Source organism: Kribbella pratensis (assembly GCF_004365355.1).
Lineage (GTDB): Bacteria > Actinomycetota > Actinomycetes > Propionibacteriales > Kribbellaceae > Kribbella.
The window spans coordinates 160,496-177,528 of sequence record NZ_SODP01000003.1; the positions used below are offsets into that span (position 1 = coordinate 160,496).

A 17,033-nucleotide genomic window follows, 5' to 3' on the forward strand; every position below is an offset into this window, starting at 1 on the left:
GCCTTTCGTCTTGGGGGTTCTGGATGGTCCCGATGTACGTGTCGATCGCTTGGGGGAGATCGACCTGTACCGCCCGCCCGGGACCGCCCGAGGCGGTGCAATTCTCTTTGTGCACGGGGGTCCTGGACCTGCCGGTCTCGAGGTCATGCCTCGGGAGTGGCCGGTCTACAAGGGCTATGCGACCGCTGCCGCCAGGCGTGGCCTGGTTGCCGCGGTCGTCGACCACAGCCTGATCCACGGTCTCGACCGACTGGTCGCGGCCGCGGACGAGGTGGAGGCCGCGGTCGGCGTACTGCGTTCGGACCCGCGGGTGGACCCTGATCGGGTCGGCCTGTGGTTCTTCTCCGGCGCCGGCCTGCTGGCCGGGGAGTGGCTGGACAGCCGCCCCGACTGGTTGCGGTTCGTCGCCCTGACCTACCCCCTGCTCGCCACCCCGCCCGGTGTCGACGATTTGGTAACCGCCGCCGAAGTGATCGGCAAACACAAGGACCTGCCGGTTTTGCTGACCAGAGCTGGACTCGAGCGTGAGGAGCTCGCCGGTCCGGTCGCGGAGTTCGTTTCCGCGGGAGGCGCCGCGCTGGACATCATCGACGTACCGAAAGGGCACCACGGGTTCGACATGCTCGACCACACCGAAGAATCACGCGCCGCCGTCACCAAGGCTCTGGACTGGGCTATTGCCCACCTCGGCGAGGAGCCCGGTGACGACGGCAAGCTCCTCGTCCCACCCCCGGCCACCAAGAAGACGACCTCCACCCGGCGGACGACGTCCGCCGCCAAACCGGCCGCAGTGGCCAAGGGAGCGTCTGCCGGCCCCGCTACCCGGCAGACCCCACCCGCGGCCCCCAAAGCCACTCCAGCCCCTTCTGTAGCGCCTTCTGCGGCTCCTTCCGCAGTTCCCTCGACAGCTCCCTCCGCAGCCTCTGTGCAGGCCCCGCTGGCCGACCTGGGGATGGCGACGGTCGCGGCCGTCACCGCCGACACACCGGCAGCCCGGGTGATCAGCCGCGAGCACGCCGCGTTCGACGCGCACGACCTCGAGGCCTTCTTGGCCATGTACTCGCCGACGGCGCGGATCCTGCTCGCCGACGGCACCGAGCTGAAGGGCCGGCGGTTCCTGCGCGAGCACTACCGCCCGCGCTTCGACGCCGGCCGGTGCAAGACCGAAGTCGTCCAGCGCCTGATGCTGGGGGAGTGGGTCGTCGAGCACGTGGTGTCGTACGACGACGGCGGGCCCACCCCGCAGCTCGGCCTGTACCGCGTCGTCGACGGCCTGATCACCGACGTCGAGTTCCGCGCCTGACGCGTGCTCGACCATCCTTCCGAGTTCGAGCGGGCGGCCGGGGACTTCTCGGCCGCCCTCGGCTGGGTCGATCCGGATGCTGTCGTGCCGGCGTGCCCCGGCTGGACAGTCGCCGACCTGGCCCTCCACCTGGGCTCAGGACAGCGCTGGGCAGCGTCGGTACTGCTCAGCGGCAGGTCGCAGAAGGTTCCGCAGGTTCTGCGTACGGCGATCTCCTGGGCGGACTGGTACGCAGGTACTTCCGCCGCCCTCCTGGCCGCGATCCGCGCGGTCGACCCGGACGAACCGTGCTGGAACTTCGCGCCGGTGGACCAGCGTGCCGAGTTCTGGGCCCGGCGACGGCTTCATGAGACGGTGATCCACCTGGTGGACCTGGCCCAGGCCGGCCTGGCCGCGGGTGCGCAGCTCGATCCTGGTCTGGCCGTAGTGCCTGCGGAGATCGCGGCCGACGGGGTGGACGAAGGGTTCGAGGTGTTCCTGCCCCGGATGCGGGCCCGCGGATTCGCGCCGGCGGTGACCCGGCAGATCGGCGTACGTGCCACCGACACCGGCGACGAATGGACGCTGAGCCCTGTGCCACAAGGCGATCGGCCGCGCGTCGAGCGTGGCCGGGCGGCCGGCGAAGCGGTCCTGTCGGGGACCGCGTCGGAGCTCGAGCTCTGCCTGTGGAAGCGCTTGCCGGCCACCGTCCTGACGGTCGAGGGAGCCCCCGGCGTGGCGGCCGATTTCCTCGCGGCGCGAGCCACTGTGTAGGCCTTGTACACTGGAAAAGCGGAAGCTCCTCGACCACGGCCGATTACTCATTTTGACCGTGCTTGAGGCACCCGCTAGTCTTAACGATCGTGCCCGGGGTCTTCCTTGGGCCGTCATGCGTGCCCCTCGTCCAACGGGTCGGGCCGCGTGACACGGGACTTCTTGCCGACAGTCTTGAGATTAAGGCCTCGGTGCGCCCGTGTGCACGCGACACACCCGACCGCGGGGGTCAGGTAAGAGCAACAAACCCAGCCGGACGACAGAAAGAGACCCACGCGGTGCCCACCATTAACCAGCTGGTCCGCAAGGGCCGCCAGGACAAGGTGTCCAAGAACAAGACGCCGGCCCTGAAGGGTTCCCCTCAGCGTCGTGGTGTGTGCACGCGCGTCTACACGACCACGCCGAAGAAGCCGAACTCGGCGCTTCGTAAGGTTGCGCGTGTCCGCCTGACCAGCGGTATCGAGGTCACCGCCTACATTCCCGGCGTCGGCCACAACCTGCAGGAGCACTCGATCGTGCTCGTTCGCGGCGGCCGCGTGAAGGACCTCCCGGGTGTCCGGTACAAGATCATCCGCGGTTCGCTCGACACCCAGGGTGTGAAGAACCGGAAGCAGGCTCGCAGCCTGTACGGCGCGAAGAAGGAGAAGAGCTAATGCCGCGCAAGGGCCCGGCCCCGAAGCGCCCGGTCATCATCGACCCGGTCTACAGTTCGCCGCTCGTCACCCAGTTGATCTCGAAGATCCTGGTCGACGGCAAGAAGCAGATCGCACAGAGCATCGTGTACAGCGCGCTCGAGGGCACTCGCACCAAGACCGGCACCGACCCGGTGATCACGCTGAAGCGTGCGCTGGACAACGTGAAGCCGAGCATCGAGGTGAAGAGCCGCCGCGTCGGTGGTGCCACGTACCAGGTGCCGATCGAGGTCAAGCCCGGCCGGTCCACCACGCTGGCGCTGCGCTGGCTGACGACGTACTCGCGGGCTCGTCGCGAGAAGACCATGTCCGAGCGGCTGATGAACGAGATCCTGGACGCGTCCAACGGTCTCGGTGCGTCGGTGAAGCGCCGCGAGGACACGCACAAGATGGCCGAAGCCAACAAGGCTTTCGCCCACTACCGCTGGTGATCCGGGGTCCGATCCGGACCCCAGCGCTCACCCCTTTGAAGCAAGACAGAATCGAGAGGTAGACCACCGAGGTGGCCGTACAAATCACCACCGACCTGGCCAAGGTCCGCAACATCGGGATCATGGCCCACATCGACGCCGGCAAGACGACGACGACCGAGCGGATCCTCTTCTACACCGGTATCACCTACAAGATCGGTGAGGTCCACGACGGCGCCGCCACGATGGACTGGATGGAGCAGGAGCAGGAGCGCGGCATCACGATCACGTCCGCCGCGACGACCTGCACCTGGAAAGACCACACCATCAACATCATCGACACCCCGGGGCACGTCGACTTCACCGTCGAGGTGGAGCGCTCGCTGCGCGTCCTCGACGGCGCTGTCGCGGTGTTCGACGGTGTCGCCGGCGTTGAGCCGCAGTCCGAGACCGTGTGGCGCCAGGCGGACCGGTACGGCGTGCCGCGGATCTGCTTCGTCAACAAGCTGGACCGGACCGGCGCGGAGTTCATGCGCTGTGTCGACATGATCGTCGACCGGCTGGCCGCGGTGCCGCTGGTGCTGCAGCTGCCGATCGGATCCGAGGCCGACTTCATCGGCGTCGTCGACCTGGTCGGCATGCGCGCGCTGACGTGGCGTGGCGAGACCACGATGGGTGAGGACTACACCGTCGAGGAGATCCCGGCCACCCACACCGAGATCGCCGCCGAGTGGCGCGACAAGCTGATCGAGACGCTGGCCGAGGCCGACGACGAGATCATGGAGATGTACCTGGAGGGCGACGAGCCCACCCAGGAGCAGATCGTCGCGGGCATCCGGCGGGCGACCATCGCCAGCAAGCTGACCCCGGTGCTGACCGGCACGGCGTTCAAGAACAAGGGCGTCCAGCCGCTGCTCGACGCGATCAACGCCTACCTGCCGAGCCCGCTCGACGTCCCGGCCATCGAGGGCCACGACGTCAAGGACCCGGAGGCCGTCGTACTGCGCAAGCCGTCCGACGACGAGCCGTTCTCGGCGCTGGCGTTCAAGATCGCGGCCGACCCGCACCTGGGCAAGCTGACCTTCATCCGGGTCTACTCGGGCAAGCTCGAGACCGGTACGCAGGTGCTGAACCCGACCAAGGGCCGCAAGGAGCGGATCGGCAAGATCTACCGCATGCACGCGAACAAGCGTGAGGAGATCGCGTCGATCGGCGCCGGCCACATCGTCGCCGTGATGGGCCTGAAGGACACCACCACCGGTGAGACCCTGTCCGACCCGGCCAAGCCGGTCGTGCTGGAGTCGATGCAGTTCCCGGCCCCGGTCATCTCGGTCGCCATCGAGCCCAAGTCGAAGGCCGACCAGGAGAAGCTGGGCGTCGCGATCCAGCGGCTCGCCGAGGAGGACCCGACCTTCCAGGTCCGGACCGACGAGGACACCGGCCAGACGATCATCGCCGGTATGGGCGAGCTGCACCTCGAGGTGCTGGTCGACCGGATGAAGCGCGAGTTCCGCGTCGAGGCCAACGTCGGCAAGCCGCAGGTCGCCTACCGCGAGACCATCAAGAAGAAGGTCGAGAAGGTCGACTACACGCACAAGAAGCAGACCGGTGGTTCGGGTCAGTTCGCGCGCGTGATCATCGACATCGAGCCGACTTCGGTCGAGGCCGGTGGCGAGGGTGGCTACGAGTTCGTCAACGCCGTCACCGGTGGCCGCATCCCCCGGGAGTACATCCCGTCGGTGGACGAGGGCGCCCAGGAGGCGATGGAGTTCGGCGTACTGGCCGGCTACCCGATGGTGGACGTCAAGGTGACGCTGCAGGACGGCGCCTACCACGACGTCGACTCCTCGGAGCTCGCCTTCAAGATCGCCGGTTCGATGGCGTTCAAGGACGCCGCGCGCCGGGCGACCCCGGTCATCCTCGAGCCGATGTTCGACGTCGAGGTGATCACCCCCGAGGACTACATGGGTGAAGTGATCGGCGACCTGAACTCTCGCCGTGGCCAGATCCAGTCCATGAACGAGGGTCCCGGTGGCAGCCGGGCGGTCAAGGCCCTGGTGCCGTTGTCCGAGATGTTCGGGTATGTCGGTGACCTGCGGTCGAAGACCCAGGGCCGCGCGTCCTACTCGATGCAGTTCGATTCCTACGCCGAGGTTCCGAAGAACGTGGCGGAAGAGATCATCAAGAAGGCCCGCGGCGAGTAATCTCGCTCCGGTCCAACCAACCCACAGCGCGTCGGCGTACGGCGTAAGTCAACATTTTCCAGGAGGGCCCCAGTGGCTAAGGCGAAGTTCGAGCGGACTAAGCCGCACGTCAACATCGGCACCATCGGTCACATCGACCACGGTAAGACCACTCTTACCGCGGCGATCACCAAGGTGCTGCACGACAAGTACCCGACGCTCAACGAGGCATCGGCCTTCGATCAGATCGACAAGGCGCCGGAAGAGCGTCAGCGCGGTATCACCATCTCCATCGCGCACGTCGAGTACCAGACCGAGGCCCGGCACTACGCCCACGTCGACTGCCCGGGTCACGCGGACTACATCAAGAACATGATCACCGGTGCGGCCCAGATGGACGGCGCGATCCTGGTCGTCGCCGCCACCGACGGCCCGATGCCGCAGACGCGTGAGCACGTGCTGCTCGCCCGTCAGGTCGGCGTGCCGGCGATGGTCGTCGCGCTGAACAAGTGCGACATGGTCGACGACGAGGAGATCCTGGAGCTCGTCGAGCTCGAGGTTCGCGAGCTGCTCTCGGAGCAGGAGTTCGACGGCGACAACGCGCCGATCGTGCGGGTTGCCGCACACCCGGCGCTGCAGGGCGACGCCAAGTGGGGCGAGTCGATCATCGAGCTGATGGACGCGGTCGACTCCTACATCCCGCAGCCGGAGCGCGAGATCGACAAGCCGTTCCTGATGCCGGTGGAGGACGTCTTCACCATCACGGGTCGCGGCACGGTCATCACCGGCCGGATCGAGCGCGGTGTCATCAAGGTCAACGAGACCGTGGACATCGTCGGCATCCGTCCGGAGAAGCAGACCACCACGGTCACCGGTATCGAGATGTTCCGCAAGCTCCTCGACGAGGGCCAGGCCGGTGAGAACGTCGGTCTGCTGCTCCGTGGTACGAAGCGCGAGGACGTCGAGCGCGGCATGGTCGTCATCAAGCCGGGCACCACGACCCCGCACACCAACTTCGACGCCTCGGTCTACATCCTGTCGAAGGAGGAGGGCGGCCGGCACACGCCGTTCTTCCAGAACTACCGTCCGCAGTTCTACTTCCGGACCACGGACGTCACCGGCGTCGTCACGCTGCCCGAGGGCACCGAGATGGTCATGCCGGGCGACAACACCGACATGTCGGTCGAGCTGATCCAGCCGATCGCCATGGAGGAGGGTCTGAAGTTCGCGATCCGTGAAGGTGGCCGCACCGTCGGCGCCGGCCGGGTCACCAAGATCGTCAAGTGATCACACGAGGTCCGCGAGGGCTCGCAGTCTGAGCCCCGCGGACCTCTGCTTTGCGCCTGATCCGGCGCTCAGGTGGTACCGGATCAGGCGTGGAGCCACCCGATTGGCGTTTCGGCGTCGATCTCTGGCACAATATTCAGGTTGCTCAGGCGAGGCCGCCGGGGTGCGCCCCAGATCTTCCGATCTGGCTGGTGCGCCGGACCGGAGACCATGCCGAGGTTCGGTCCGAGACCGGGCCCCGATCACCATCCCAGGTCGAAGAAGCGGTGGGTCACGCGCGTGCCGCGTCCGCGACACACCCGACCGCGGGGGTCGGAGCAACGCACCGAAAGACGATAGAGAAGGACGAAGCGAAGCGATGGCGGGACAGAAGATCCGCATCCGGCTGAAGGCCTACGACCACGAGGTCATCGACAGCTCGGCACGCAAGATTGTCGACACGGTGACGCGTACTGGTGCGAAGGTTGCTGGCCCGGTGCCGTTGCCGACGGAAAAGAACGTGTTCTGCGTCATCCGCTCGCCGCACAAGTACAAGGACAGCCGCGAGCACTTCGAGATGCGCACCCACAAGCGGCTCATCGACATCATCGACCCCACGCCGAAGACCGTCGACTCGCTGATGCGTCTCGACCTGCCGGCCGGCGTCGACATCGAGATCAAGCTCTGAGGGACGCGAACAGCCAATGAGCACTGCTACCAAGAACACGCGCGGTCTGCTGGGCACCAAGCTCGGCATGACCCAGACCTGGGACGAGAACAACCGTGTCGTCCCCGTCACCGTGATCCAGGCCGGGCCCTGTGTCGTCACCGGTGTCCGCACCGCGGACCGCGACGGCTACGACGGCGTCCAGATCGCCTTCGGCGACATCGACCCGCGCAAGGTGACCAAGCCCCTGCGCGGCCACTTCGACAAGGCCGGCGTGACGCCGCGGCGCCACCTGCTGGAGTTGCGCACCGCCGACGCCAGCGAGTACACGCTGGGCCAGGAGATCAAGGCCGAGGCCTTCGAGGCCGGTGAGCGGGTCGACGTTTCCGCGACCAGCAAGGGCAAGGGTTTCGCCGGTGTGATGAAGCGGCACGGCTTCGGCGGTCTGCGGGCCACCCACGGTGTGCACAAGAAGCACCGTTCGCCGGGTTCCATCGGCGGCTGCGCCACCCCGGGCCGGGTTTTCAAGGGTCTGCGGATGGCGGGCCGGATGGGTGGCGAGCAGGTCACCACGCAGAACGTCTCCGTGCACGCGATCGACACCGACCGCGGTCTGATCCTGCTGAAGGGTGCGGTTCCCGGCCCCAAGGGCGGCCTGGTGCTGATCCGCAACGCCGCGAAGGGAGCTGCGAAGTGAGCACCGTCGACGTCGTCGCCGTCAAGGGCGACAAGGTCAGCAAGAAGGGTTCCGCCGAGCTTCCGGCCGAGCTGTTCGACGTCCAGGTCAACGTGCCGCTGATCCACCAGGTCGTGGTGGCCCAGCTGGCGGCGGCCCGTCAGGGTACGCACAAGGCGAAGAGCCGGGGCGAGGTGTCCGGCGGTGGCGCCAAGCCGTACCGCCAGAAGGGCACCGGTCGCGCCCGCCAGGGTTCGACCCGCGCGCCGCAGTTCACCGGTGGTGGCGTCGTCCACGGCCCGGTTCCGCGCGACTACAGCCAGCGGACCCCGAAGAAGATGATCGCCGCCGCGCTCCGCGGCTCGCTGTCGGACCGGGCCCGCGACGGCCGCGTGTTCGTCGTCGAGAGCTTCGTGGACGGCGACACGCCCTCCACCAAGTCGGCGCTGAACGTGCTCTCCCAGGTCACCGACCCGGGTAAGGCGCTGGTCGTGGTCGACCGGGCCGACGAGCTGACCTGGCTGAGCCTGCGCAACGTGCAGCACGTGCACCTGATCGCAGCCGACCAGCTCAACGCGTACGACGTGCTGTGCAGCGACGCGGTCGTGTTCACCAAGAGTGCGCTCGACTCGTTCGTCGCCGGCGCGCCCAAGGGCAAGTCCGTCAAGGCCGTCGCTACGTCGACTGAGGCCGAGGAGGTAGAAGCATGAGCCACGGAGTCAACAAAGACCCCCGCGACGTGCTGCGCCGGCCGGTTGTGAGCGAGAAGAGCTACGGCCTGCTGGACGAGCAGAAGTACACGTTCGAGGTCGACCCGGACGCCAACAAGACCGAGATCAAGCTCGCGGTCGAGAAGGTGTTCAAGGTCAAGGTCGCCGACGTCAACACGCTGAACCGCAAGGGCAAGCGCCGCCGTACCCGCACTGGCTTCGGCAAGCGCCCCGACACCAAGCGGGCGATCGTGACCCTCAAGGGCGACGACCGCATCGATATCTTCGGAGGCCAGTCGTAATGGGAATCCGCAAGTACAAGCCGACGACCCCGGGCCGCCGTGGCTCGAGTGTGGCCGACTTCGTCGAGCTCACCCGTTCGACCCCCGAGAAGTCGCTGCTGCGTCCGCTGCCGAAGAAGGGCGGCCGGAACAACTCCGGCAAGATCACCACCCGGCACCACGGTGGCGGTCACAAGCGGGCGTACCGGCTGATCGACTTCAAGCGGTACGACAAGGACGGCGTGCCGGCCAAGGTCGCGCACATCGAGTACGACCCGAACCGCACCGCGCGGATCGCGCTGCTGCACTACGTGGACGGCGAGAAGCGCTACATCCTCGCCCCGTCGAACCTGCAGCAGGGCACGGTCGTCGAGAACGGCCCGGCCGCGGACATCAAGGTCGGCAACAACCTGCCGCTGCGCAACATCCCGGTCGGTTCCACCATCCACGCGGTCGAGCTGCGGCCGGGCGGTGGCGCCAAGATGGCCCGCTCCGCCGGTTCCAGCATCCAGCTGGTCGCGAAGGAAGGCCGGATGGCCACCCTGCGGATGCCGTCCGGCGAGGTCCGGATGGTCGACGTGCGCTGCCGCGCCACCCTCGGTGAGGTCGGCAACGGCGAGCAGTCGAACATCAACTGGGGCAAGGCGGGCCGGATGCGCTGGAAGGGCAAGCGCCCGACCGTCCGCGGTGTCGCGATGAACCCGGTCGACCACCCGCACGGTGGTGGTGAGGGTAAGACCTCGGGTGGTCGCCACCCGGTGTCCCCGTGGGGTCAGCCTGAGGGCCGCACCCGCACCCGCAAGGAAAGCGACCGCATGATCGTCCGGCGCCGCAAGGCCGGCAAGAAGCGCTGATAGGAGCCGGCCAGAATGCCACGCAGCCTGAAGAAGGGCCCGTTCGTCGACCACCACCTCGCGAAGAAGGTGGAGGTGCAGAACGAGAAGGGCACCAAGAACGTCATCAAGACCTGGTCCCGCCGATCGATGATCGTGCCGGACATGATCGGCCACACGATTGCGGTGCACGACGGCCGCAAGCACGTGCCGGTGTTCGTGACGGACGCGATGGTCGGGCACAAGCTCGGCGAGTTCGCACCGACCCGGACGTTCAAGGGTCACGAGAAGGACGACCGGAAGTCACGGCGTCGCTGATCCTCAGGGACAGTGACGAAGCGAAAGCAACCTACGGAGAGATTCGAACATCATGAGCGTTCAAGAGCGTAGGGCGATCAGCGCCCGTCGCGAGAGCCTGCTGGGCGACGAGCCCGGGGCCTTCGCGGTCGCGCGCTTCGTCCGCGTGACGCCGATGAAGGCGCGCCGCGTGGGTGATCTGGTGCGCGGTCTGGGCGTCGACGACGCACTCGCCACTCTGAAGTTCGCCCCGCAGGCCGCTGCCGCGACCGTGTACAAGGTCGTCGACAGCGCCGCGGCGAACGCCGAGGGCACCGAGCACCTGAGCCGGGCCGACCTGGTCGTGGCCAAGGTCCTCGTGGACGAGGGGCCGACGCTGAAGCGTCACCGCCCGCGTGCGCAGGGCCGGGCCACCCGGATCGACAAGCGGACCAGCCACATCACCATCGTGGTCACCCCGCGGGTCACCGACGAGCCGGTCGAGAAGGCCCCGGCCAAGAAGTCGGCCGCCAAGAAGTCCGCGGACACCGCGGCGACGGCGAAGAAGGCTCCCGCCAAGAAGACGGCCAAGAAGGCCGCCGACACGGCAGAGGCCGCCGAGAAGCCGGCCAAGAAGGCGACCGCGAAGAAGTCGGCCGCCAAGAAGGCCACCGCTGAGAAGAAGGAGTCCTGACGTGGGACAGAAGGTAAACCCGCACGGGTTCCGTCTCGGCATCAGCACCGACCACAAGAGCCGTTGGTACGCCGACAAGCTGTACAAGGACTACGTGGGCGAGGACGTCAAGATCCGCCGCCTGCTGAGCAAGGGCATGGAGCGCGCCGGCATCTCCCGCGTGGAGATCGAGCGCACCCGTGACCGGGTCCGGGTCGACATCCACACCGCCCGTCCGGGCATCGTGATCGGCCGCCGTGGCGCCGAGGCGGACCGCATCCGCGGATCGCTGGAGGAGCTCACCGGCAAGCAGGTGCAGCTGAACATCCTCGAGGTGAAGAACTCCGAGGTCGACGCGCAGCTGGTCGCACAGGGTGTGGCCGAGCAGCTGTCCGGCCGCGTGGCGTTCCGCCGCGCGATGCGCAAGGCGATGCAGACCACCATGCGTGGCGGCGCCCTGGGCATCCGGATCCAGTGCTCCGGCCGGCTCGGTGGCGCGGAAATGTCGCGGTCGGAGTTCTACCGCGAGGGCCGCGTCCCGCTGCACACGCTGCGGGCCGACATCGACTACGGCTTCTACGAGGCCCGGACGACCTTCGGCCGGATCGGCGTGAAGGTCTGGATCTACAAGGGCGACGTCGCGGGCACCCGCGCCGAGCGGGAGGCGCAGGCCGCTGCCCGCGCCGCCACCCAGCAGCGTGGCCGTCCGGCCCGTCGTGACGGTGGCGACCGCGGCGACCGTGGTGGTCGCGGTGGAGACCGTGGCGGCCGTGGTGGCCGTGGCGACGACCGTCGGGACAACGCGCGCAACACCAACGCGGCTCCGGCCGCCGAGGCTGCGCCGGCTGCCGACAAGGCCGCCGAGACGACCGGAACGGAGAGCTGACCGATGCTCATCCCCCGCAAGGTCAAGCACCGCAAGCAGCACCACCCGAAGCGCTCCGGCGCTGCCAAGGGCGGTACGACCCTGGCGTTCGGTGACTTCGGTATCCAGGCGCTGGAGAACCACTACGTCACCAACCGGCAGATCGAGGCCGCGCGTATCGCGATGACCCGGCACATCAAGCGTGGCGGCAAGGTGTGGATCAACATCTACCCGGACCGTCCGCTGACCAAGAAGCCTGCCGAGACCCGGATGGGTTCCGGTAAGGGTTCGCCGGAGTGGTGGATCGCCAACGTCAAGGCCGGTCGCGTGCTGTTCGAGCTCTCCGGCGTGCCGGAGGACATCGCTCGCGAGGCGATGCGCCGCGCGATCCACAAGTTGCCGATGAAGTGCCGCTTCATCTCCCGAGAGGCAGGTGAGAACTGATGGCTACCCTGACCGCCGCCGAGCTGCGGAACCTCGGGCGGGACGAGCTGATGACCAAGCTCGGTGAAGCCAAGGAGGAGCTGTTCAACCTCCGGTTCCAGGCTGCCACGGGCCAGCTGGAGTCCCACGGCCGGCTGCGCGCCGTCCGCAAGGACATCGCCCGCATCTACACGGTGCTGTCCGAGCGTGCGCTCGGGATCACCGAGGAGGTCGACGCCCCGGTTGCCGAGGCGGAGTCCGACGAGACTGCGGACGACAGTGAGAAGGCCAACGCATGACCGAGAACGTGAAGGACGAGACCGTGAGCACGACCACCGAGGCGCGAGGCCGCCGGAAGACCCGTGAGGGTCTGGTGCTGAGCGACAAGATGGACAAGACCGTCACCGTCGAGGTCGAGGACCGGGTCAAGCACAAGCTGTACGGCAAGGTCATCCGGCGGACGAGCAAGCTCAAGGCGCACGACGAGCAGAACGCCGCCGGCATCGGCGACCGCGTCCTCCTGATGGAGACCCGGCCGCTGTCGGCGACCAAGCGCTGGCGCGTCGTCGAGATTCTCGAGAAGGCCAAGTAGTTCCCGGCCCCCGGCCGGAAACCATTCGAAATTATTCGTTCCGCAAGGCTCACGCGAGTGAGAACCAGCGAGACAACCAGGAGATCAACAGATGATCCAGCAGGAGTCGCGACTGAAGGTCGCCGACAACACGGGTGCCAAGGAGATCTTGTGCATCCGCGTTCTCGGTGGCTCCGGTCGGCGCTACGCCGGTGTCGGTGACACGATCGTCGCCACCGTCAAGGACGCGATCCCCGGCGGCGGTGTGAAGAAGGGTGACGTCGTGAAGGCGGTCGTCGTGCGGACCGTGAAGGAGCGCCGGCGTCCGGACGGCTCCTACATCCGCTTCGACGAGAACGCCGCGGTGATCCTGAAGGCCGACGGCGAGCCGCGCGGCACCCGTATCTTCGGGCCGGTCGGCCGGGAGCTGCGGGAGAAGCGCTTCATGAAGATCATCTCGCTCGCGCCGGAGGTGCTCTGAGATGGCCCAGCAGAAGAAGCTGCACGTGAAGAAGGGCGATCAGGTCCGTGTGATCGCCGGTAAGTCCAAGGGCCTCGAGGGCAAGATCATCCAGGTCTTCCCCGACGACGAGAAGGTCATCGTCGAGGGCGTCAACCGGGTGAAGAAGCACACCAAGGTGCAGCAGGCCCAGCGCGGCGGCACCACCGGTGGCATCGTCACCCAGGAAGCCCCGATCCACGTCTCGAACGTGGCGCTTCTGGTCGAGGTCGAGAAGGACGGCAAGAAGCAGAAGGTGACCACCCGCGTCGGCTACAACCGCGTCGAGGTGCAGAAGCGCCGGCCGGACGGTTCGACGTACACCGGTTTCCGGAGCGTCCGGATCGCTCGGAAGACCGGCGAGGAGATCTGATGACCACCGCAGTAACGGAGAACAAGGTCCAGCCGCGGCTGAAGACGAAGTACCGCGAGGAGATCGTCGGCAAGCTGCAGGACGAGTTCCACTACGCCAACGTCATGCAGGTGCCCGGGCTCACCAAGATCGTGGTGAACATGGGTGTCGGCGAGGCGGCGCGTGACTCCAAGCTGATCGAGGGCGCGGTGAAGGACCTGGCCGCGATCACCGGCCAGAAGGCCCAGGTCACCAAGGCCCGCAAGTCGATCGCGCAGTTCAAGCTGCGCGAGGGGATGCCGATCGGCGCCCACGTGACGCTGCGCGGCGACCGGATGTGGGAGTTCCTGGACCGGCTGCTGGCGCTCGCGCTGCCCCGGATCCGCGACTTCCGCGGCCTGTCCCCGAAGCAGTTCGACGGCACCGGGAACTACACCTTCGGTCTGACCGAGCAGGTGATGTTCCACGAGATCAACCAGGACCGCATCGACCGGGTCCGGGGTATGGACATCACCGTGGTGACCACCGCGAAGAACGACGACGAGGGTCGGGCCCTGCTGCGGGCGCTCGGCTTCCCGTTCAAGGAGAACTGACGTGGCGAAGACAGCACTCAAGGTCAAGCAGGCCCGGAAGCCGAAGTTCGCGGTGCGCGGTTACACGCGCTGCCAGCGCTGCGGCCGGCCGAAGGCGGTCTTCCGCAAGTTCGGCCTGTGCCGGATCTGCCTGCGGGAGATGGCGCACCGGGGCGAGCTGCCCGGTGTGACCAAGTCCAGCTGGTGACCGTCTCCACCCCCGAACTTCTCCCCATTCAAAATCTAGTCACCGTAGGTCGCCGCACGGCGAAACCACGGCGGGAAAGAGGCCCCAGGCCATGACGATGACCGACCCGATCGCAGACATGTTGACGCGTCTGCGGAACGCCAACCAGGCGTACCACGAGTCGACCGCGATGCCGTACAGCAAGATCAAGCAGGGTATCGCCGACATTCTCCAGCAGGAGGGCTACATCGCCTCCTACAAGGTGGAGGAGCCCAAGGAGGGCGCCGTCGGCAAGACCCTCATCGTGGACCTCAAGTTCGGCCCGAGCCGGGAGCGCTCCATTGCGGGCGTCCGCCGGATCAGCAAGCCGGGCCTGCGGGTCTACGCGAAGTCGACCAGCCTGCCCAAGGTCCTCGGTGGCCTGGGCGTCGCGATCATCTCGACGTCCCAGGGACTGCTGACCGACCGTCAGGCCAAGAACAAGGGCGTTGGCGGGGAAGTCCTCGCCTACGTCTGGTGACGAAGAACCGGAAGGAGGACCACTGAAATGTCTCGCATCGGTAAGCTCCCGGTCACGGTCCCGTCCGGCGTCGACGTCACGATCGACGGCCAGACGGTCACTGTGAAGGGTCCGAAGGGTCAGCTGTCGCACGTCGTCGCTGAGCCGATCGCGGTCAACCGCGACGAGGATGGCGCGATCGCCGTCACCCGTCCGGACGACCAGCGCAAGAGCAAGGAACTGCACGGTCTGTCCCGCACCCTGATCGCCAACCTGGTGACCGGTGTCACGGACGGCTACGAGAAGAAGCTCGAGATCGTCGGCGTCGGGTACCGCGTCCTGTCCAAGGGACCGACCCAGCTGGAGTTCTCGCTCGGGTACAGCCACACCATCACGGTGGACGCGCCGGAAGGCATCACGTTCAACGTGGAGGCGCCGACCCGGTTCTCGGTGATCGGCATCGACAAGCAGTCGGTCGGTGAGGTCGCCGCCAACATCCGCAAGCTGCGTAAGCCCGAGCCGTACAAGGGCAAGGGTGTGCGGTACGCCGGCGAGCAGGTGCGCCGCAAGGTCGGAAAGGCTGGTAAGTAACCCATGGCGATCGGACTGCGTCCGCACAAGCACTCCGCCAAGAAGACGGCTTCCCGGCTGCGTCGGCAGATCCGGGTCCGGAAGAAGATCAGCGGCACGGCCGAGCGGCCGCGACTGGTGGTCACCAAGTCCTCGAGGCACCTGTTCGTTCAGGTCATCGACGACGTGGCCGGCAAGACGCTGGTCTCCGCCTCCACCATGGAGGCCGACCTGCGCGGCGCCGAGGCCAACAAGACCGACAAGGCCAAGACCGTCGGCGGCCTGATCGCCGACCGGGCCAAGGCTGCCGGGATCGACTCGGTCGTGTTCGACCGGGCCGGGAACAAGTACCAGGGCCGCATCGCAGCCCTGGCCGACGCCGCCCGCGAGGGCGGGCTCGGGTTCTGACATGGCGACGTACAGGGAAGAAGGTAGTTCGAAATGAGCGGAGGCCAGCAGCGTCGCGGAGGCGGCGCCGGTGGTGAGCGCCGTGGCCGCGACGGTGGTCGCGGTCAGCAGGCGGACAAGACCGCCTACATCGAGCGCGTGGTAGCCATCAACCGTGTCGCCAAGGTCGTGAAGGGTGGTCGTCGCTTCAGCTTCACCGCCCTCGTGGTCGTCGGTGACGGTGAAGGCACCGTCGGTGTGGGTTACGGCAAGGCCAAGGAGGTGCCCGCGGCGATCGCCAAGGGTGTCGAGGAGGCCAAGAAGGCGTTCTTCAAGGTGCCGAGGATCCAGGGCACCATCCCGCACCCGGTCCAGGGCGAGAAGGCCGCAGGCGTCGTGATGCTGCGTCCGGCCGCTCCCGGTACCGGTGTGATCGCGGGTGGCTCGGCGCGCGCCGTACTGGAGTGCGCCGGGATCCACGACATCCTGAGCAAGTCGCTGGGCTCGTCCAACTCCATCAACGTGGTGCACGCCACCGTTGAGGCGTTGCGCAGCCTGGAGACCCCGGAGGCCGTGGCCGCGCGCCGTGGTCTGCCGGTCGAGGACGTCGCTCCGGCGGCCCTGCTGAAGGCCCGGGCGGAGGTGTCGTCCTGATGGCACGCCTGAAGGTGACCCAGACCCGTTCCGGCATCGGTGGCAAGCAGAACCAGCGCGACACGCTGCGCAGCCTGGGCGTCAAGCGGATCGGCGACACCGCCGTCCACGAGGACAAGCCTGAGGTTCGCGGCATGGTCCGTGCGGTTCGCCACCTCATCACCGTCGAGGAGGTCGACTGACATGGCGCTCAAGGTTCATCACCTGCGTCCGGCGCCCGGTGCCAAGACCGCCAAGACCCGCGTGGGTCGTGGTGAGGGCAGCAAGGGCAAGACGGCCGGCCGCGGTACCAAGGGCAGCAAGGCCCGCAACAACATCCCCGAGTGGTTCGAGGGTGGCCAGATGCCGCTGCACATGCGGCTGCCGAAGCTGAAGGGCTTCAAGAGCAGGAACCGGGTGGAGTTCCAGGTCGTTAACCTGGACAAGCTCGGACAACTGTTCCCCGAAGGCGGCGAGGTCGGCGTAGCCGAACTGGTCGCCAAGGGCGCGGTCCGTCGTGGTCAGCCGGTCAAGGTGCTGGGTGACGGCGAACTGACCGTGGCTCTGCAGGTCTCGGCGCACAAGTTCTCCAAGTCCGCCACGGACAAGATCCAGGCGGCCGGGGGAACCACGACCGAGGTGTGACACGTGGTCCAGGGCTCGTAACGCCCGGTGCTTGATATCCTGCGCCGGTCGGACGAGCCCTGGCTCGTCTCTTGCCCAGCGGCTTAGCTAGGCCCCTGCCGTGCCCG

Annotated in this window: 27 protein-coding genes; all 27 read left to right on the forward strand. The window is 67.3% G+C overall.

Annotated features, from left to right (window positions below; translation table 11 throughout):
* The first annotated feature begins 145 nt into the window (after window positions 1–145).
* The 27 genes from EV653_RS28435 to rplO all read left to right on the forward strand — a co-directional run bounded on the left by EV653_RS28435 (window position 146) and on the right by rplO (window position 16,926).
* Entirely contained in the window at window positions 146–1,303 is a 1,158-nt protein-coding gene (locus EV653_RS28435) for a nuclear transport factor 2 family protein (RefSeq protein ID WP_238160431.1), read from the forward strand.
* A gap of 3 nt (window positions 1,304–1,306) precedes the next feature.
* On the forward strand, window positions 1,307–2,056 hold the full coding sequence (locus EV653_RS28440) for a maleylpyruvate isomerase N-terminal domain-containing protein (RefSeq protein WP_134107162.1): 750 nt from the start codon (window positions 1,307–1,309) through the stop codon (window positions 2,054–2,056).
* Window positions 2,057–2,334: 278 nt separating this feature from the next.
* Window positions 2,335–2,709: a 30S ribosomal protein S12 gene (gene rpsL, locus EV653_RS28445; RefSeq protein WP_130384649.1), complete on the forward strand. Its 375-nt coding sequence runs from the start codon at window positions 2,335–2,337 to the stop codon at window positions 2,707–2,709.
* Window positions 2,709–3,179 (forward strand): 30S ribosomal protein S7, encoded by a 471-nt coding sequence (gene rpsG, locus EV653_RS28450; RefSeq protein ID WP_131286359.1) that lies wholly within the window; start codon window positions 2,709–2,711, stop codon window positions 3,177–3,179. Before rpsL ends, rpsG begins: the two co-directional genes overlap by 1 nt.
* Before the next feature lie 122 nt (window positions 3,180–3,301).
* Complete coding sequence (fusA, locus tag EV653_RS28455; RefSeq protein ID WP_238160640.1) at window positions 3,302–5,362, forward strand: elongation factor G; 2,061 nt, start codon at window positions 3,302–3,304, stop codon at window positions 5,360–5,362.
* A gap of 72 nt (window positions 5,363–5,434) precedes the next feature.
* Window positions 5,435–6,628, forward strand: a complete 1,194-nt coding sequence (gene tuf / locus EV653_RS28460) for an elongation factor Tu (protein WP_134107166.1) — start codon at window positions 5,435–5,437, stop codon at window positions 6,626–6,628.
* Window positions 6,629–6,986: 358 nt separating this feature from the next.
* Window positions 6,987–7,295, forward strand: a complete 309-nt coding sequence (rpsJ, locus tag EV653_RS28465; RefSeq protein ID WP_012923688.1) for a 30S ribosomal protein S10 — start codon at window positions 6,987–6,989, stop codon at window positions 7,293–7,295.
* A 16-nt stretch (window positions 7,296–7,311) separates the two neighbouring features.
* A complete protein-coding gene (gene rplC / locus EV653_RS28470; protein ID WP_134107168.1) occupies window positions 7,312–7,971 on the forward strand; it encodes a 50S ribosomal protein L3 in 660 nt (219 codons plus the stop codon).
* The gene (gene rplD / locus EV653_RS28475) at window positions 7,968–8,660 is read left to right on the forward strand and encodes a 50S ribosomal protein L4 (RefSeq protein ID WP_134107170.1); all 693 of its coding nucleotides are present in this window, start codon (window positions 7,968–7,970) and stop codon (window positions 8,658–8,660) included. Before rplC ends, rplD begins: the two co-directional genes overlap by 4 nt.
* A complete protein-coding gene (rplW, locus tag EV653_RS28480) occupies window positions 8,657–8,962 on the forward strand; it encodes a 50S ribosomal protein L23 (RefSeq protein ID WP_134107172.1) in 306 nt (101 codons plus the stop codon). The genes rplD and rplW overlap by 4 nt, the downstream gene beginning before the upstream one ends.
* A complete protein-coding gene (gene rplB / locus EV653_RS28485; protein ID WP_130441498.1) occupies window positions 8,962–9,795 on the forward strand; it encodes a 50S ribosomal protein L2 in 834 nt (277 codons plus the stop codon). The genes rplW and rplB overlap by 1 nt, the downstream gene beginning before the upstream one ends.
* 15 nt (window positions 9,796–9,810) lie before the next feature.
* Window positions 9,811–10,092, forward strand: a complete 282-nt coding sequence (gene rpsS / locus EV653_RS28490; protein ID WP_130441496.1) for a 30S ribosomal protein S19 — start codon at window positions 9,811–9,813, stop codon at window positions 10,090–10,092.
* Window positions 10,093–10,144: 52 nt separating this feature from the next.
* On the forward strand, window positions 10,145–10,744 hold the full coding sequence (gene rplV / locus EV653_RS28495) for a 50S ribosomal protein L22 (protein WP_134107174.1): 600 nt from the start codon (window positions 10,145–10,147) through the stop codon (window positions 10,742–10,744).
* 1 nt (window position 10,745) lies between these two features.
* Window positions 10,746–11,609, forward strand: coding sequence for a 30S ribosomal protein S3 (gene rpsC, locus EV653_RS28500; protein ID WP_134107176.1), 864 nt, complete (start codon window positions 10,746–10,748; stop codon window positions 11,607–11,609).
* A 3-nt stretch (window positions 11,610–11,612) separates the two neighbouring features.
* Window positions 11,613–12,032 carry a 50S ribosomal protein L16 gene (gene rplP / locus EV653_RS28505; RefSeq protein WP_134107178.1) on the forward strand — a complete coding sequence of 140 codons (420 nt, stop codon included), beginning with the start codon at window positions 11,613–11,615 and terminating at the stop codon, window positions 12,030–12,032.
* Window positions 12,032–12,310, forward strand: coding sequence for a 50S ribosomal protein L29 (rpmC, locus tag EV653_RS28510; protein WP_134107180.1), 279 nt, complete (start codon window positions 12,032–12,034; stop codon window positions 12,308–12,310). The genes rplP and rpmC overlap by 1 nt, the downstream gene beginning before the upstream one ends.
* Window positions 12,307–12,603: a 30S ribosomal protein S17 gene (rpsQ, locus tag EV653_RS28515; RefSeq protein ID WP_134107182.1), complete on the forward strand. Its 297-nt coding sequence runs from the start codon at window positions 12,307–12,309 to the stop codon at window positions 12,601–12,603. Before rpmC ends, rpsQ begins: the two co-directional genes overlap by 4 nt.
* A gap of 91 nt (window positions 12,604–12,694) precedes the next feature.
* Window positions 12,695–13,063 carry a 50S ribosomal protein L14 gene (rplN, locus tag EV653_RS28520; RefSeq protein WP_012923677.1) on the forward strand — a complete coding sequence of 123 codons (369 nt, stop codon included), beginning with the start codon at window positions 12,695–12,697 and terminating at the stop codon, window positions 13,061–13,063.
* 1 nt (window position 13,064) lies between these two features.
* A complete protein-coding gene (gene rplX / locus EV653_RS28525) occupies window positions 13,065–13,454 on the forward strand; it encodes a 50S ribosomal protein L24 (RefSeq protein WP_134107184.1) in 390 nt (129 codons plus the stop codon).
* Complete coding sequence (gene rplE, locus EV653_RS28530; protein ID WP_134107186.1) at window positions 13,454–14,026, forward strand: 50S ribosomal protein L5; 573 nt, start codon at window positions 13,454–13,456, stop codon at window positions 14,024–14,026. The genes rplX and rplE overlap by 1 nt, the downstream gene beginning before the upstream one ends.
* Window position 14,027: 1 nt before the next feature.
* Window positions 14,028–14,213 carry a type Z 30S ribosomal protein S14 gene (locus EV653_RS28535; protein ID WP_012923674.1) on the forward strand — a complete coding sequence of 62 codons (186 nt, stop codon included), beginning with the start codon at window positions 14,028–14,030 and terminating at the stop codon, window positions 14,211–14,213.
* Window positions 14,214–14,304: 91 nt separating this feature from the next.
* Window positions 14,305–14,712: a 30S ribosomal protein S8 gene (rpsH, locus tag EV653_RS28540; protein WP_134107189.1), complete on the forward strand. Its 408-nt coding sequence runs from the start codon at window positions 14,305–14,307 to the stop codon at window positions 14,710–14,712.
* Between the two features lie 27 nt (window positions 14,713–14,739).
* Complete coding sequence (gene rplF, locus EV653_RS28545; protein WP_134107191.1) at window positions 14,740–15,282, forward strand: 50S ribosomal protein L6; 543 nt, start codon at window positions 14,740–14,742, stop codon at window positions 15,280–15,282.
* Window positions 15,283–15,285: 3 nt separating this feature from the next.
* Window positions 15,286–15,669 carry a 50S ribosomal protein L18 gene (rplR, locus tag EV653_RS28550; RefSeq protein WP_134107193.1) on the forward strand — a complete coding sequence of 128 codons (384 nt, stop codon included), beginning with the start codon at window positions 15,286–15,288 and terminating at the stop codon, window positions 15,667–15,669.
* Window positions 15,670–15,702: 33 nt separating this feature from the next.
* Window positions 15,703–16,302 carry a 30S ribosomal protein S5 gene (gene rpsE, locus EV653_RS28555; protein ID WP_134107195.1) on the forward strand — a complete coding sequence of 200 codons (600 nt, stop codon included), beginning with the start codon at window positions 15,703–15,705 and terminating at the stop codon, window positions 16,300–16,302.
* Window positions 16,302–16,484 (forward strand): 50S ribosomal protein L30, encoded by a 183-nt coding sequence (rpmD, locus tag EV653_RS28560; protein ID WP_134107197.1) that lies wholly within the window; start codon window positions 16,302–16,304, stop codon window positions 16,482–16,484. Before rpsE ends, rpmD begins: the two co-directional genes overlap by 1 nt.
* Window position 16,485: 1 nt before the next feature.
* Complete coding sequence (gene rplO, locus EV653_RS28565; protein WP_130441472.1) at window positions 16,486–16,926, forward strand: 50S ribosomal protein L15; 441 nt, start codon at window positions 16,486–16,488, stop codon at window positions 16,924–16,926.
* Window positions 16,927–17,033: the final 107 nt, after the last annotated feature.

Bases quoted from the DNA above. Each gene is read 5' to 3' on its own strand.
- rpsQ (WP_134107182.1), top strand. From the start codon at position 12,307: ATGACCGAGAACGTGAAGGACGAGACCGTGAGCACGACCACCGAGGCG.
- rplC (WP_134107168.1), top strand. From the start codon at position 7,312: ATGAGCACTGCTACCAAGAACACGCGCGGTCTGCTGGGCACCAAGCTC.
- rplO (WP_130441472.1), top strand. From the start codon at position 16,486: ATGGCGCTCAAGGTTCATCACCTGCGTCCGGCGCCCGGTGCCAAGACC.
- rplB (WP_130441498.1), top strand. From the start codon at position 8,962: ATGGGAATCCGCAAGTACAAGCCGACGACCCCGGGCCGCCGTGGCTCG.
- fusA (WP_238160640.1), top strand. From the start codon at position 3,302: ATGGCCCACATCGACGCCGGCAAGACGACGACGACCGAGCGGATCCTC.
- rpmC (WP_134107180.1), top strand. From the start codon at position 12,032: ATGGCTACCCTGACCGCCGCCGAGCTGCGGAACCTCGGGCGGGACGAG.
- rplR (WP_134107193.1), top strand. From the start codon at position 15,286: ATGGCGATCGGACTGCGTCCGCACAAGCACTCCGCCAAGAAGACGGCT.
- EV653_RS28435 (WP_238160431.1), top strand. From the start codon at position 146: ATGCCTCGGGAGTGGCCGGTCTACAAGGGCTATGCGACCGCTGCCGCC.
- rpsE (WP_134107195.1), top strand. From the start codon at position 15,703: ATGAGCGGAGGCCAGCAGCGTCGCGGAGGCGGCGCCGGTGGTGAGCGC.
- rplP (WP_134107178.1), top strand. From the start codon at position 11,613: ATGCTCATCCCCCGCAAGGTCAAGCACCGCAAGCAGCACCACCCGAAG.
- rplF (WP_134107191.1), top strand. From the start codon at position 14,740: ATGTCTCGCATCGGTAAGCTCCCGGTCACGGTCCCGTCCGGCGTCGAC.
- rplN (WP_012923677.1), top strand. From the start codon at position 12,695: ATGATCCAGCAGGAGTCGCGACTGAAGGTCGCCGACAACACGGGTGCC.
- rplE (WP_134107186.1), top strand. From the start codon at position 13,454: ATGACCACCGCAGTAACGGAGAACAAGGTCCAGCCGCGGCTGAAGACG.
- rpmD (WP_134107197.1), top strand. From the start codon at position 16,302: ATGGCACGCCTGAAGGTGACCCAGACCCGTTCCGGCATCGGTGGCAAG.
- rpsH (WP_134107189.1), top strand. From the start codon at position 14,305: ATGACGATGACCGACCCGATCGCAGACATGTTGACGCGTCTGCGGAAC.
- rplW (WP_134107172.1), top strand. From the start codon at position 8,657: ATGAGCCACGGAGTCAACAAAGACCCCCGCGACGTGCTGCGCCGGCCG.
- rplV (WP_134107174.1), top strand. From the start codon at position 10,145: ATGAGCGTTCAAGAGCGTAGGGCGATCAGCGCCCGTCGCGAGAGCCTG.
- rpsG (WP_131286359.1), top strand. From the start codon at position 2,709: ATGCCGCGCAAGGGCCCGGCCCCGAAGCGCCCGGTCATCATCGACCCG.
- rplX (WP_134107184.1), top strand. From the start codon at position 13,065: ATGGCCCAGCAGAAGAAGCTGCACGTGAAGAAGGGCGATCAGGTCCGT.
- rpsS (WP_130441496.1), top strand. From the start codon at position 9,811: ATGCCACGCAGCCTGAAGAAGGGCCCGTTCGTCGACCACCACCTCGCG.
- rpsJ (WP_012923688.1), top strand. From the start codon at position 6,987: ATGGCGGGACAGAAGATCCGCATCCGGCTGAAGGCCTACGACCACGAG.